14 protein-coding genes and 3 pseudogenes are annotated in these 13,185 nt (G+C 54.5%); 5 read left to right on the top strand and 12 right to left on the bottom strand.

The genetic code is table 11. The features are described 5' to 3' along the window. Positions 1-34 precede the first annotated feature (34 nt). The 4 genes and pseudogenes from BHE81_RS27560 to BHE81_RS27545 all read right to left on the bottom strand — a co-directional run. On the bottom strand, positions 35-739 hold the full coding sequence (locus tag BHE81_RS27560; RefSeq protein WP_001067855.1) for an IS6-like element IS26 family transposase: 705 nt from the start codon (positions 737-739) through the stop codon (positions 35-37). A gap of 32 nt (positions 740-771) precedes the next feature. Further along, a pseudogene (locus BHE81_RS27555) lies at positions 772-1,011 on the bottom strand (AAA family ATPase); the annotation flags it as partial. Then, a complete protein-coding gene (locus BHE81_RS27550; RefSeq protein ID WP_033488203.1) occupies positions 1,001-2,662 on the bottom strand; it encodes an IS481 family transposase in 1,662 nt (553 codons plus the stop codon). The pseudogene BHE81_RS27555 and the gene BHE81_RS27550, both read right to left, overlap by 11 nt. After that, positions 2,646-2,936, bottom strand: a pseudogene (locus tag BHE81_RS27545) (recombinase family protein); the annotation flags it as partial. The pseudogene BHE81_RS27545 and the gene BHE81_RS27550, both read right to left, overlap by 17 nt. A gap of 60 nt (positions 2,937-2,996) precedes the next feature. Between BHE81_RS27545 and BHE81_RS27540 the strand changes: the two are divergent. The 3 genes and pseudogenes from BHE81_RS27540 (at position 2,997) to BHE81_RS27530 (ending at position 5,761) form a co-directional block, all read left to right on the top strand. Further along, on the top strand, positions 2,997-3,701 hold the full coding sequence (locus BHE81_RS27540; protein WP_001067855.1) for an IS6-like element IS26 family transposase: 705 nt from the start codon (positions 2,997-2,999) through the stop codon (positions 3,699-3,701). Positions 3,702-3,752: 51 nt separating this feature from the next. Further along, a pseudogene (locus BHE81_RS27535) lies at positions 3,753-4,679 on the top strand (Tn3 family transposase); the annotation flags it as partial. Positions 4,680-4,915: 236 nt separating this feature from the next. Next, a complete protein-coding gene (locus BHE81_RS27530) occupies positions 4,916-5,761 on the top strand; it encodes an AraC family transcriptional regulator (RefSeq protein ID WP_003464995.1) in 846 nt (281 codons plus the stop codon). Positions 5,762-5,790: 29 nt separating this feature from the next. Here the strand turns inward: BHE81_RS27530 and BHE81_RS27525 are convergent, their stop codons facing one another. Beyond that, positions 5,791-6,309, bottom strand: coding sequence for a YkgB family protein (locus BHE81_RS27525; RefSeq protein ID WP_003464991.1), 519 nt, complete (start codon positions 6,307-6,309; stop codon positions 5,791-5,793). Positions 6,310-7,039: 730 nt separating this feature from the next. Here BHE81_RS27525 and sdhC point away from each other — a divergent pair. Next, positions 7,040-7,414: a succinate dehydrogenase, cytochrome b556 subunit gene (gene sdhC, locus BHE81_RS27520; protein WP_005005993.1), complete on the top strand. Its 375-nt coding sequence runs from the start codon at positions 7,040-7,042 to the stop codon at positions 7,412-7,414. A gap of 860 nt (positions 7,415-8,274) precedes the next feature. Here sdhC and BHE81_RS28945 read toward each other — a convergent pair. From BHE81_RS28945 to BHE81_RS27490, 5 genes are all read right to left on the bottom strand, one after another. Next, entirely contained in the window at positions 8,275-8,541 is a 267-nt protein-coding gene (locus BHE81_RS28945; RefSeq protein ID WP_003464988.1) for a hypothetical protein, read from the bottom strand. Between the two features lie 169 nt (positions 8,542-8,710). Next, the gene (locus BHE81_RS27505; RefSeq protein ID WP_003464986.1) at positions 8,711-8,992 is read right to left on the bottom strand and encodes a DUF427 domain-containing protein; all 282 of its coding nucleotides are present in this window, start codon (positions 8,990-8,992) and stop codon (positions 8,711-8,713) included. A gap of 67 nt (positions 8,993-9,059) precedes the next feature. Continuing rightward, entirely contained in the window at positions 9,060-9,332 is a 273-nt protein-coding gene (grxC, locus tag BHE81_RS27500; protein WP_005005995.1) for a glutaredoxin 3, read from the bottom strand. A gap of 453 nt (positions 9,333-9,785) precedes the next feature. Beyond that, the gene (locus tag BHE81_RS27495; protein WP_002118292.1) at positions 9,786-10,532 is read right to left on the bottom strand and encodes a ferredoxin reductase; all 747 of its coding nucleotides are present in this window, start codon (positions 10,530-10,532) and stop codon (positions 9,786-9,788) included. Next, complete coding sequence (locus BHE81_RS27490) at positions 10,525-11,127, bottom strand: sulfite oxidase-like oxidoreductase (RefSeq protein ID WP_003464980.1); 603 nt, start codon at positions 11,125-11,127, stop codon at positions 10,525-10,527. The genes BHE81_RS27495 and BHE81_RS27490 overlap by 8 nt, the downstream gene beginning before the upstream one ends. Positions 11,128-11,594: 467 nt before the next feature. On the opposite strand from BHE81_RS27490, the gene BHE81_RS27485 reads away from it, so the two are divergent. Continuing rightward, a complete protein-coding gene (locus BHE81_RS27485) occupies positions 11,595-12,065 on the top strand; it encodes a TlpA family protein disulfide reductase (RefSeq protein WP_003464979.1) in 471 nt (156 codons plus the stop codon). A gap of 325 nt (positions 12,066-12,390) precedes the next feature. On the opposite strand, the gene BHE81_RS27475 is transcribed toward BHE81_RS27485, so the two are convergent. Together BHE81_RS27475 and BHE81_RS27470 are read right to left on the bottom strand one after the other, a co-directional pair. Then, a complete protein-coding gene (locus BHE81_RS27475) occupies positions 12,391-12,684 on the bottom strand; it encodes a DUF1330 domain-containing protein (protein ID WP_010591688.1) in 294 nt (97 codons plus the stop codon). A 58-nt stretch (positions 12,685-12,742) separates the two neighbouring features. Then, entirely contained in the window at positions 12,743-13,174 is a 432-nt protein-coding gene (locus BHE81_RS27470; RefSeq protein WP_005006001.1) for a GlcG/HbpS family heme-binding protein, read from the bottom strand. Positions 13,175-13,185 lie beyond the last annotated feature (11 nt).

The following is a 13,185-nucleotide window of genomic DNA, read 5'->3' as shown; positions in this document are numbered from 1 at the left end:
GCGATGAGGCAGCCTTTTGTCTTATTCAAAGGCCTTACATTTCAAAAACTCTGCTTACCAGGCGCATTTCGCCCAGGGGATCACCATAATAAAATGCTGAGGCCTGGCCTTTGCGTAGTGCACGCATCACCTCAATACCTTTGATGGTGGCGTAAGCCGTCTTCATGGATTTAAATCCCAGCGTGGCGCCGATTATCCGTTTCAGTTTGCCATGATCGCATTCAATCACGTTGTTCCGGTACTTAATCTGTCGGTGTTCAACGTCAGACGGGCACCGGCCTTCGCGTTTGAGCAGAGCAAGCGCGCGACCATAGGCGGGCGCTTTATCCGTGTTGATGAATCGCGGGATCTGCCACTTCTTCACGTTGTTGAGGATTTTACCCAGAAACCGGTATGCAGCTTTGCTGTTACGACGGGAGGAGAGATAAAAATCGACAGTGCGGCCCCGGCTGTCGACGGCCCGGTACAGATACGCCCAGCGGCCATTGACCTTCACGTAGGTTTCATCCATGTGCCACGGGCAAAGATCGGAAGGGTTACGCCAGTACCAGCGCAGCCGTTTTTCCATTTCAGGCGCATAACGCTGAACCCAGCGGTAAATCGTGGAGTGATCGACATTCACTCCGCGTTCAGCCAGCATCTCCTGCAGCTCACGGTAACTGATGCCGTATTTGCAGTACCAGCGTACGGCCCACAGAATGATGTCACGCTGAAAATGCCGGCCTTTGAATGGGTTCATGTGCAGCTCCATCAGCAAAAGGGGATGATAAGTTTATCACCACCGACTATTTGCAACAGTGCCATTTTATTTTCCTCCCTGAGACGCTGCTGCAAACGCCGCAGAGTGACTGTCTTGCCGCTGCCAACCACACCACAAACGGCAATTAACCGGCCTTCGTGGATAGCACCGCGGATATCCTTGATAAGCTGCTTATGGTGAGCCGTCTCATAGTAACCGGCCTGATCGATTGGTTGCGCCAGTCCATAATGTTCCATTACCTCAACCCGCATGATCCTCTCCTGATTGGGTGTTGCGGAAATACTCCCTGACCCGGGCAAATACCTCACTGCGGATCAGCGTGTCTGTCAGTACTTGGTCGATAAACGCCTTGTCTTCATCCGATAATTTCGCCAGCGGTGTGGCCAGATCAGCCGCAATAGCCAGCTTCGCTGCCACCGGGGTAGGAAAACAGTATTCAAACGCTGTGGACTCGAAGGGTTGATGTGGCAACACCCGCGTGCTCTGAACGCTATCGGCCACCAGTTTGAGGTCACAACCGGACAGGGCGCTGATAGGTAAGTTCAGTTGCCGAGCCAATGACTGGATACGGTCTGCCCGCACCGCTGCTTTTCCGCGTTTGAATGCCCGATAGCGGTGCAGAGGTATCGGGCCGGAAACAGGAAAATAAGGCCCCCACTTTTCACCGTCAAACTCCACGAACATTTCGTCATCAAAGAGGCCCCACAGCAGGATAACAGTTTCACCCGCCATGTCGGGTTCGACTTCGTAAGCTGTCCCGTCAATCGTTATGCGGGCATCGATACCCACCTTGCGAGACTCCGGCTCCCGGGCAAAGCGACAGTACTGTTCCCAGGTGCACATGTCCTGCACTCCCTTTGGTGGCAAATGCATCAGCCAATCTTCCTCACGGGAATGCTTTTCGCTGCGATGTCGTTGTGCGTTATAGCGTATCAGGTAGTTCCAGAGCCATTCATTCGCCTGCTGTTCAGTCTCCGGCTTATGAAAATGATACAGCGTTTCGTGGGCTTCTTTGACGGAACGGAACGGGCGCTCAACCTTGCCTTTTGACCGGGCTGTGGTGCGGGTGCCATCCTTGCCTGCCGGCATATGTGTCTGCCAGTCAATCTGCAGCGCCTGCATCACATTCTGGAAGACATGGCTTTTCGCCACCGGGCCATTATCGAGGTACAGCATTTTCGGTCGCCCCTGGAGAGACATCTCCGGATGACTTTTAGGCGCCATGGCATTAAACAGAAAACGCAAGGCAGACTCCGCATCTTCGCCATACACACAGCGGTATTCCTGGTAATTAACCCCGCTGCGATCGTCCACCACGCTGAATAACATCAGGGTAGGTTGTCCACGGGCCGGATCAATCCACTCAGGACATTCGATATATTTGAGATCAGAGGGCGACATATCGAACTGCCAGCAGTCATTACTGCACTCAGCCTGGAACCGCGCTGCCGGTGGCTCCCGTAACAGACGTGAGTGATCGAGTCGGAACAGGGACAAATAGCGGTTAACCGTTGGCCTGCGCAACAACCCCTTTGGAAGTTTAACCAGCCCCTGAGTCGTTTCCACACCATGTTCTTCGAGCAACTGAATGGCACGCGTCGTGGACAGATGACGACCGGCTTTATTGGTGGTACGTAATTTCAATGCAGCGATCAGTTCACAATAATATTCGAGTTCGGACGGCGGCAGTATCCGGGGTTTCCCGTGATCACGCCGGTGTGCAATGTGAGGTTTCTGGAAGGCACGGAGTGTACGATAGACGGTGGTGACGGAAATGCAATAGAGTAGCGCCATCGCGGTGATCTGGGCCGCGCGTTCCGGACTTTTTGGTGGCAGACGGTCAAGCCGTTGTCGCAGTTGCAACAAAGAATCGGTTGGAATGGCCTTACGCCGGCTGCTCATCGCGGTCCAGCACACGATAGACCGAGGCTCGACCGATCCCCAGTTGGCGAGAAATCGCCGTTGCGCCCATTTTCTCTTCAACGTACAACCGACGGACCTCAACAGGATCGATGCGCGGTTTGCGCCCCTGATAAACCCCGCGGGCTTTTGCGGCAGCGATACCTTCCAACTGGCGTTCACGGCGCAGGTTGGTTTCAAACTCAGCGAAGACACCCAGCATATCCAGAAACGCCTTACCTGCTGCGGTGCGCGTATCCACAGGTTGTTCTGTGGCACTGTTGCAAATAGTCGGTGGTGATAAACTTATCATCCCCTTTTGCTGATGGAGCTGCACATGAACCCATTCAAAGGCCGGCATTTTCAGCGTGACATCATTCTGTGGGCCGTACGCTGGTACTGCAAATACGGCATCAGTTACCGTGAGCTGCAGGAGATGCTGGCTGAACGCGGAGTGAATGTCGATCACTCCACGATTTACCGCTGGGTTCAGCGTTATGCGCCTGAAATGGAAAAACGGCTGCGCTGGTACTGGCGTAACCCTTCCGATCTTTGCCCGTGGCACATGGATGAAACCTACGTGAAGGTCAATGGCCGCTGGGCGTATCTGTACCGGGCCGTCGACAGCCGGGGCCGCACTGTCGATTTTTATCTCTCCTCCCGTCGTAACAGCAAAGCTGCATACCGGTTTCTGGGTAAAATCCTCAACAACGTGAAGAAGTGGCAGATCCCGCGATTCATCAACACGGATAAAGCGCCCGCCTATGGTCGCGCGCTTGCTCTGCTCAAACGCGAAGGCCGGTGCCCGTCTGACGTTGAACACCGACAGATTAAGTACCGGAACAACGTGATTGAATGCGATCATGGCAAACTGAAACGGATAATCGGCGCCACGCTGGGATTTAAATCCATGAAGACGGCTTACGCCACCATCAAAGGTATTGAGGTGATGCGTGCATTACGCAAAGGCCAGGCCTCAGCATTTTATTATGGTGATCCCCTGGGCGAAATGCGCCTGGTAAGCAGAGTTTTTGAAATGTAAGGCCTTTGAATAAGACAAAAGGCTGCCTCATCGCTAACTTTGCAACAGTGCCAGAAATTCGGCGTCGAGCGACCAACTGTGAAGGCGCGCTACTCGCGCAAATATTTCGGCCGCGGCAAGGGCGTCGTCGCCTACACGCTGCTGTGCAATCACGTGCCGTTGAACGGCTACCTGATAGGCGCACACGAGTACGAGGCTCACCACGTGTTCGACATCTGGTACCGCAACACGTCGGACATCGTGCCGAGCGCGATCACCGGCGACATGCACAGCATCAACAAGGCCAACTTCGCCATCCTGCACTGGTTCGGACTTCGTTTCGAGCCGCGCTTCACCGACCTCGACGACCAGTTGCAGGAGCTGTATTGCGCCGATGATCTGGCATTGTACGAGAAATGCCTGATCCGGCCGGCTGGCCAGATCGACCGGCAACTCATCGTCGGTGAGAAGGCGAACATCGACCGAATCGTCGCCACACTGGGCCTGAAGGAAATGACGCAGGGCACGCTGATCCGCAAGCTGTGCACCTATACGGCGCCGAACCCGACGCGGCGCGCAATCTTCGAGTTCGACAAGCTCATCCGCAGTATCTACACACTGCGCTACCTGCGCGACCCGCAACTGGAGCGTAATGTTCACCGCTCGCAGAACCGCATTGAGTCCTATCACCAGCTACGCTCGACCATCGCCCAAGTCGGTGGGAAGAAGGAATTGACCGGCCGCACCGACATCGAAATCGAGATCAGCAACCAGTGCGCCAGGCTGATCGGCAACGCGATCATCTTCTACAACTCGGCGATCCTGTCCCTGCTGCTGACGAAGTACGAGGCAGCTGGCAATGCCAAGGCGCTGGCGTTGATCACGCAGATGTCGCCAGCGGCCTGGCGGCACATCCTGCTGAACGGGCATTACACCTTCCAGACTGACGGCAAGTTCATCGACCTGGATGCGCTCGTGGCGGGACTGGAGCTGGGCTGACGGAAATTTCTGGGATTCCGGCGTACAACCCCGTAAAATAGAAGAGTGAGCACTTGATTTGCTGGTGCTTTCAAACAACGGTGTTGTTTTTTTAACAGCCGAACTGGAAAGGGAGGCTGAGCTGCTCAGTGATCACTTTATCCGTTGGCTGATTTACGCCGGCATGTTCGCTACAGGCACTGAACGACAACGCAGATGGTATGGTCTGTGCGTTCTGACTCGTCAAGGATCGGCCAATGGATCGTTTGTCTAATTTGCTCTCGCGGTTCGGCGTGCGGGCCAATCTGTTCTATGACGGCGACCTATGCGGCTCTGCATCTTACGATGGCGCCGAGCGGCGAGGTTATATCCATCTGCTTCAGGCCGGCAGCGTGACGTTGCTTGGTCCCGATCGCAAGGATTTGCAGCTCACTCGCCCTAGCTTGATTTTTATGCCACGCCCCGCCAAGCATCAATTGTTTGCGGGTGAGTCCGATGGCGCAAAGTTGTTGTGTGCTTCCATGGAGTTTGAGGGCGGAATTGATAATCCTTTGTCGGCTTCATTACCGGACTGTTTGGTGCTCGCACTCGATGATCTGCCCATGCTGGCAGACACGTTGGAGTGGATGTTTGCCGAGGCGGCAAATGTGCATTGTGGAAGGGAAGCCGCGCTTGAGCGCTTATTTGAGCTCCTAATCATTCTGTTGCTCCGTTACCTGCTCGATCATCACCAGTTGCGCACCGGAATGATGGCTGGACTGGCCGACATGCGGCTTGCCCGATCGCTTTTACAGATGCACAACTCCCCGGAACATGCCTGGTCAATAGCAGAGCTGGCCAGTGAGTCAAATATGTCACGCGCTGCGTATGCCGTGCATTTCAAGAGTGTCATCGGACAGACGCCTGCTGATTATTTGTTGAGTTGGCGAGTTAGCCTGGCTCAGAAGCTGATGCGAGAAGGGCGCTCGATTACGCTGATTGCAGCTCAAGTCGGCTACGAAAGTCCTTCGGCGCTGTCTCGCGCATTTAGACGCAAGACGGGGTTGAGCCCTCGTGACTGGTTGAAAGATCTGGCGGGGGAAAATGATGGCAAAAAGGCCTAAGGCATTACTGCCTTAAGCCATTGAAAAAATTATGCATTAATTTTACGTTTTTCCAGTTCAACCAGCGAATGGCCTGCCACAAATATCGAAACAGCAAGCAACCCTAAGTCTTTAAGCAGAAACTGACCTGGCGCAACGGAAATCGCCGGAAACCCTAAACTAGGCTCAATGACGCCCGGAGTGGAAAACATAAAGCTAAGGGTTGTGAAGAACAGGCCTGCAGACAGAGCGCCTCCTACCACGGATAGTTTGGGCGACAGCATGCGGCCTGCGATCAGAGTGCCGATCGAAATCTCTAGTATGCCGAGCAGGCTGGAGAACATGTCGACCGAAAAAATGCTATACACCCATCCCAAAAGCGGGCTGTTGCTCACCAGTGGAACCAGGCCCTCGGCCTCGTAGTGGGTAAATTTCATGCCGCCGAACCAGAAGTAAATAATAGCGAGAGCCAAGTACGCGCCATAGATACCTAGCCCCATAGTTTTGGTTCCAAGCGTTAAGTGGGCCTGTACGCTGGACTTCGAGTTTTCAATGCCTATGGTTTTCATGTCTGAGCTTCCAGTAGTGAGTGAGAGTGTGTTGGCTGCCGAACGCCGTATGCGTTGGCGATGAGATGATTATAGCTGGCATCTCTAATCAAGAGGCATCAGAAAGTATTGATTTCAGTGCAGATCGTCTTGGGCGGTGCAATTCGCGATGAAGGGATCGCCGTGGAGAGCGATGAGTGCACTATTTCGATAAAGGAGTCGTTTTACATAGGTCGATGAAGCGCGTTGCGGCATCGCCTACTGTCATTTCTCAAATCTGACTATGGGGCTTGGGGCGAAGGGCGGCACTGACTAGGCTTAGAACAGCTACCAACTAGCCGCGCGGCCGCGATGCACAAAGAATGGTAACTGAGCCGTGAGTGCGGTGGGCGCCCGCATTTATTTCCAAACCCTACAGATACATCGATCTTCGACTTCAACCGGGCAGATAGCTGTTGCAGCAAGCCTATCAATCGACTTTGACGTGTTAAAGAGGATAGGTTTTCCAGGGTTGGGGAACAGCATGCCCTGCAGAACGACACACGTCACTTTTGTTAAATTAATAAGCTAGCTACCTATTGGGCATAACCTTGCAATTTGCTTCAATTTACGCACATGCACTTGCGACCTCAAAATGCAACGTAAGCCCCGAATATCTCCATTATTGTCGCCGCCAGCCTTAGTTACAGCTGCTATGATGAATGAGATCGAAAACTGAAATCCCCCACTAGAATTGTTGACTGGAGTCAAAATGAATAAAAAGCGGCCGGTTAATCTTGATATTCGAACCATTCAGCTTCCTCTCACGGCGCTTACATCGATTCTGCACCGGATTTCAGGAATTATGCTCTTTATTTTTCTGGGACTGATACTGTATATGCTGAGCAAATCGTTGGAGTCAGAAAAGGGTTTTAATGAAGTCAAGGAGATTTTTTCTTCACCTTTCGGCAAAGTTAGTTTCTGGTTGGTATACTCTTCATTTATTTATCATCTCGTAGCCGGAATTCGACACCTAGTTATGGATGTGGGTGTTGGTCATACTTTGAAAGGCAGCAATCGCGCCTCTACTATTGTTTTAGTAGTGTCGGGTGTTTTAATGGTTGCTGGCGCCGTATGGATTTGGTAGCTGTGGAGTCGTAATGCGTATTTACAAGGACTAAAAGCGTCCTTTAAAGCTAACTTACGAAAGTATTTATAATCGACGGTTCACGCTTAAACGGTTGAATCCTTTCGGGCTTCCGAATAGCTGTTAGCTGAAAGCTATCATGAGCTAAGTTTTCTGTGCATCATCAAATGTGTTAATGGGAGCGCCATAGTACTAGGTACAAATATGGCTCTAGGACAATGTTAGATGTTTTGGATTTTGAGGCGGATCGCTCTTATCGAAGATCGTCTAATTCGCTCTGAAGCGCAGGTTTTTTGAAACTATCACCTGGTTGGCACACTGTGCGAATCAACATCAGATATGAGAAAGCCAATCAGGTGAACACTACCCTCGAGGGCTCATCTGTCCAGTTAAAGCCTCGAGTCTTTCTGGGTGCGCAAAAGACAAGAAGGTTATATGGGAAAATTATGAGGCCTGGATACCATGCGTCATGGGCGTGCCGATGCTGTGAGTGACAGAGCGAGAAGCAAGTGAAAGTCCCTGAAGTAGGGGCGGGATGCGCCCGAGTGGCATTTTTTGTCTTAAGGTAGATCGCGTAGCTGTTCTTCAGAATAATCTTCAGAGCGTTGACGACAGCCATCGCTGTGCATTCCTCAAGAATAGAATGTGTCGGAAGGGTGGCGTCATTGGTGTTAGTCATCGCTTAGGATTTCTCAATCTGGCTTACACGGGCGCCTGTACCGATATCCCCGCGGATGGCGACGTATCGATGTTGAATTCCTCGCCAGACGAAGTGCAATGAGCTGCGGCTATAGGCTTGCGCAGCCTTAGATAGCCGGCCGTCGCAGGCGCGCCGGTTGGCCGGGATCTTCTTCTGCCCGTCAGGTGTCCGGTCGGAACTCCAGCACGAACGCTACGACCTTTTCGGCGGACATTTCGCACGGCTTCAACAATGTCCTATCTGATGTAACGCGGAAGAGGTTGAAGCTGACAATGTCAGTCCCGTCCAACTCCCTGGCGAACAGACTGTTGCGACGTCCGTCCCCAGATCGCCGGACGATCAAGCTGAAACGCCGGCCTTCATAAGTCCCTTCTCTGTATCCCTCCGCAAGCTTCGCGAAAGCGGCATCGAACTCGGAATGCTCCATGTCATCCATCCTTATTGATAGAACAGAGGCGCGGCGGGTGCGAGACCGCCAGTGCCGGGTCGCGCTAAGGTGCCGGGCAGATTCCTGCAGCCGACGAGGCCCGGGGTGGGCAGGATAATTGAGATGTCGGCGCCCGCATGGCTATCAGCGAAGTCGTCCGTCCAGTCTGCTAGGCAACGTCCACGCCTTTCCAGAAAGCGATGTAATCCCGGATACCCTCGGCATCCGGAGTGGGGGCGGGATAGGTCCAAGCGGCGTTCACGTTGAGCGCGTCACCCGCGCGAACATGAAAGAAGCGCGCGGCGCCTTTGATCGGACAGACAGATGTGTGCGGGCTCATCTCAAGCAGGCTCAGGTCGACTCCTGACGGTGGGAAGTAGTGATTTCCCTCGACGATGACTGTTTCGTCGCTTGTGGCGATAGTAGTGTCTTTCCAGATGGCTGAGACCAACGGACTCTCCTTTTGTATTCATCAACCGGCGAAGGCTCGCGGGCTGGCTGCCCCAAGCCGCACCTCCTCAGGTGGCAGGCGGGTTGCGCCCGAGAAGTTTGTCGAGCTCGCCTCTGACATCGAGCGCGAATAGCTCATCGGAGCCACCGATAAGGGTGCCATTGATGAAGATCTGCGGCACGGAGCTTCGCCCCGACGCTTCCGCCATGGCCTGCCGGTGAGCCGGATCCGCCTCAATATCGAGCTCCTTCCATCGCACGCCCTTTTCCTTGAGGAGCGCCTTCGCTCGGCGGCAGAACGGGCACCAATTCGTGGTGTACAGCAATACATCAGTTGTCATATTGCATCTCCGGCAGTTGCACGCGGATCGCTGTCATGGCGTTGATCTCCAATTCGCGGCGTTCAAAGATGGCGACTGCACCTTGGCCGACATCGGAGCAGATGCTGACGATTGGCCGCTATCCAGGCGACATGGCCCAAAGTGCTTTCACCGCCAGGCAGAGGCCGCACGCGCCTCCTGTAGCGCCGAGCCGATGCTCTAAGGTAACCGAGCCTCGATTGGGACGGAAGCGGTCCCGCTCGAATCGCCCATCATGCTGGTCGAGCATATCAGGACGACGGATAGTGCAGGAACTTTCAAATTGAGCTTGATGTCGAGCCAGGTATCGCGAGCGAAGGCGTTCTAGAGGCCGGGGGGTACGAAGACTGTGTTCGGCAAAACGGTTCACGTTGATCGCCAAAGCTTCCCAGGGCGCACGTCTACGATCGGCGCGACGTGAGATAGCTCGCGCCGCTAGCCCCCGTAGCGCTCCGTCTTGATGATGGAGGCGTCCAAGCCCGCCAGCAGCGCGCTATCGGTTGCGATGTTGACGAATCCGTTAGACCCGCAGACGAACACTTGCGTCGGCTTTCCCTGAAGCCTGGTTAGAATTTCTTGGACCATCATGCCGTCGATCCGTCGCGCAAAGTCCGATGCGCGAACCGGTTTCTCGCGCGTAATCGCGAGCGCCAGGACGAACGCCGGATCGCTGATTTCGATGCAATGAAGTTCTTCTGAGAAGAGAACGTCCTCGGCGGTTCGTGCGGACAGGAGCAACGCTGTCGGAACGGCTTGGGCCAATGCGCGGCGCTGCCGGATCATTGCCATCAACGGCACGAGGCCGGAGCCTCCCCCGATCAACAGAACCGGATCTATGGCAGGCTCAGGCCAAAGGAAATGGCCACCGAGCGGACCGCGAACTTCGATTTCGTCACCAATCGCCGCGATGTCGTGAAAAAACGGCGAAACTTCGGCATCCGGCATGCGCTCGATAGCTATCTCGACGATCGGGGTCGAAACTGCCGATGACGCGATCGAGTAGCTGCGCATTGCACTGTAGCCGTCGGGCGCGGTCAGCCGGATATCGACGTGCTGACCTGCGGTGTGCGCGAACGGCTTGCTCAACCGAAGGAAGAAGCTCTTGATACTCGGTGTTTGCTGGATGATGTCGTCGATCACGCATGATTGCCACGAACGGACTTGCGCTTCGTTTTCAGTCATGGGTGTATCGTTGTTCGCGCCACGGATCGCCGTAGATGTGATAGCCGTGCAGCTCCCAAAAGCCGGCCTCGTCACGCGTCGTGAATTGCAGCGCATTCACCCATTTGGCGGATTTCCAGAAGTAAAGGTGCGGCACTAGAAGACGCGCCGGCCCCCCATGATCGCGGGAAAGTGGCTTGCCCGCATAACTGAGGGCGACCATCGCTTTCCCGGAAAGCAGATCCGTCAGAGGGACGTTTGTCGAATAATTATCGTAGCAGTGCGCCAAGACGAAATCGGTAGGCCGATCAAGCTCTGCATCTGCAAGGATGTCTTCAATGAGTACACCCTCCCAAACGGTATCCAGTTTGGACCAAGAGGTGACGCAGTGAATATCCTTTGTCACCTGGGTCTTTGGTAGAGTGTTGAATTCGCCCCAATTCCACGTTTTGACGGGCTTCGGACCAATTTTGACTGTGAATTTCCAGTCGGAGGGCTCTACCCTCGGCGTAGGGCCGGCCGACAGAACAGGGAAATCCTCCACCAGATGCTGACCTGGCGGAATCCGATCGGACTGGTCGCCTGAACCGCGACCGGTGAAACCTCTGGTGACCATAGTGACCCCTCTTGCTCGATACGGCAGACCGAAGCCGGCCTTCATTTCAGTACTCTGCGTAAAGCATTTGCCCGCACATCCGCCGAATAAGCCAATCGACTAAAAATCAGATACAGATGCTCTATCATCGTAAAAAATCGCGTATCGAACATAGCGTCAGGCCAGCATGATTCCCAATACCCAATGGCTATAGGGTAGATAACCCCAAGGCTGCGTACGCTGATCTGCGGTATGCGGAGCGGAAGTTGCAGGTTCGCTCTCAAACGGATGGGCAGCGTGCAAAGCTCAAGGCTCACCAGCGCATGGTTGCCCAGTTCGCGCTCGCCGGCAGCTTGAGTATATTAAGGACGAAATGTCGATCTGATCTATTCTGGCTTCAGGAAATAGGGAAAATAAGGTCGGACGTTCGCGCACCGTCGCGACGCGCGATCATCCACTAAGCTTCTGTATCGGGGTTGGAGGATCAGATGAACGAGATCGAACGACAAGCGCCTGAGCTGCGGGTGCAAAAATGGATTGGCAAAGATGGGGAAAGTATCGCGCCGTTCAAACTGTCAGATATCGGGCCCGGCCCGAAAATCTTGTTTGCCTTCCAGCATTGGTGCCAAGGTTGCCATTTGCATGGGTTTCCGACGCTACAAAAGTTGCATGCAGCGTTGAGCTCAAAAGACGTGGGGTTCGCAGTGATCCAGACCGTCTTCGAAGGAACGCATGAGAATACCTTCGAGAAGTTGCGCGTGAACCAGCTCAAGTATGAGCTTCCTATCGTTTTCGGTCACGACGAGCAACCGACCGGCTCGCCGTTTCCAACCTTCATGGAAGACTACCGCACACGAGGAACTCCGTGGTTTACGGTTATCGACGCTGGCGGTAGCATTGTTTTCTCGGACTTCCATCTCGACGCGGAGCGACTAGTGAAGCAACTTGAGCAAGGTTAATCGTTGGAAGGTGGGCAATCATCCTGATTGCCACCCATCCCCTGATGCCCACTACAGGCGTTGCGCGCTGTAACTCTGTTGATCAGCGTGCGAAAACCCGGATCCGGATAGGAGGAGCGTCAACGATTGAATCAATCCGTTGGGAGAGGGCGGCTCCGCTCCGTCAGCTCGGCAATAGATAACCCATTCTCGCCGAGCAACTCTCTGATCCGATCGACGATATGAGCCCCTAGCGCCGCTGTCTTGGTCCCCCCCACAGATTCCCAAGATGCGAGTTCACACGCCGATACCTCGTGGTCAGCGCCGAAGTGCTTCTGTCGGTATGTCACCGCCGCCCTTCAATGATAAAGGCGCGGTAACGGGAACCGGCAAAGCGTTGAGCAGCGATGGTTTGGTAGGCGGGACTGTCATACCAGTCGCGAGCGGCCTGCATCGTCGGGAAACGCAAGATTACGGCCCCTTCGATGGGCGGCCCCTCCAAATGCTGGATCGCGCCATAAGCGGCGAGAAAGGTAACGTCGTGACCATCGAACGATGGTCCGACGCCTGCAGAATAGGTTGCGAGTGCATGTGGGTCGCTGGTTTCTTCCCGCGTAAAGACGACGAACGCTTCCATCATTAGGCCTCTCAAAGGTTGGATCTGTTGGCCATTACCACCGGTGATGGCCTCACAGTCGTCAGGCTGGCAACTGGAACCCGATTTTCATGAGTGCCTCGACGCACGCATCCTGATCCTGCTGATAGTTGCCTCCGGAGATGCCTATGCCGCCGATCAACTTCCCATCCTCCAGAATCGGATAACCGCCGCCGACAGCGACCATCCGAGGGCGATAGGCTAGCGGCGCCACTTTTGGATCGTTGGTCACATAGTCGTTCCAGACATGGGTCGGGAACCCAAACGAGGCGGAACTCCAGGCCTTGTCGATGGCAACATCGACGGTAAGGAACGGCGCATCGTCGGTGCGCTCGAACGCGCGCAGGTTACCGGTGGCGTCGACGACGGCGACGGCAGCCGGGATGCCGATGGCACGGGCCGCAGCGAGCGCCGCGTCGATGAGGGCGACTGCGGTTTCGCGGTTGATCGAGGCGGTGGCAATAGATTTGGTCATGGGATTCTCAT

Source organism: Klebsiella sp. AqSCr (assembly GCF_008452795.1).
GTDB classification, from domain to species: domain Bacteria; phylum Pseudomonadota; class Gammaproteobacteria; order Enterobacterales; family Enterobacteriaceae; genus Klebsiella; species Klebsiella pneumoniae.
Note: the sequence above shows the minus strand (reverse complement) of the source record. Positions and strands in the feature narration are given on the sequence as shown.

Excerpts from the sequence above, each read along its gene's own strand:
- BHE81_RS27490 (WP_003464980.1), bottom strand. The coding sequence starts at position 11,127 with ATGGTCACCAGAGGTTTCACCGGTCGCGGTTCAGGCGACCAGTCCGAT.
- grxC (WP_005005995.1), bottom strand. The coding sequence starts at position 9,332 with ATGACAACTGATGTATTGCTGTACACCACGAATTGGTGCCCGTTCTGC.
- BHE81_RS27495 (WP_002118292.1), bottom strand. The coding sequence starts at position 10,532 with ATGACTGAAAACGAAGCGCAAGTCCGTTCGTGGCAATCATGCGTGATC.
- BHE81_RS27560 (WP_001067855.1), bottom strand. The coding sequence starts at position 739 with ATGAACCCATTCAAAGGCCGGCATTTTCAGCGTGACATCATTCTGTGG.
- BHE81_RS27550 (WP_033488203.1), bottom strand. The coding sequence starts at position 2,662 with ATGAGCAGCCGGCGTAAGGCCATTCCAACCGATTCTTTGTTGCAACTG.
- BHE81_RS27540 (WP_001067855.1), top strand. The coding sequence starts at position 2,997 with ATGAACCCATTCAAAGGCCGGCATTTTCAGCGTGACATCATTCTGTGG.
- BHE81_RS28945 (WP_003464988.1), bottom strand. The coding sequence starts at position 8,541 with ATGGAGCATTCCGAGTTCGATGCCGCTTTCGCGAAGCTTGCGGAGGGA.
- BHE81_RS27485 (WP_003464979.1), top strand. The coding sequence starts at position 11,595 with ATGAACGAGATCGAACGACAAGCGCCTGAGCTGCGGGTGCAAAAATGG.
- BHE81_RS27525 (WP_003464991.1), bottom strand. The coding sequence starts at position 6,309 with ATGAAAACCATAGGCATTGAAAACTCGAAGTCCAGCGTACAGGCCCAC.
- BHE81_RS27470 (WP_005006001.1), bottom strand. The coding sequence starts at position 13,174 with ATGACCAAATCTATTGCCACCGCCTCGATCAACCGCGAAACCGCAGTC.
- sdhC (WP_005005993.1), top strand. The coding sequence starts at position 7,040 with ATGAATAAAAAGCGGCCGGTTAATCTTGATATTCGAACCATTCAGCTT.
- BHE81_RS27475 (WP_010591688.1), bottom strand. The coding sequence starts at position 12,684 with ATGATGGAAGCGTTCGTCGTCTTTACGCGGGAAGAAACCAGCGACCCA.
- BHE81_RS27530 (WP_003464995.1), top strand. The coding sequence starts at position 4,916 with ATGGATCGTTTGTCTAATTTGCTCTCGCGGTTCGGCGTGCGGGCCAAT.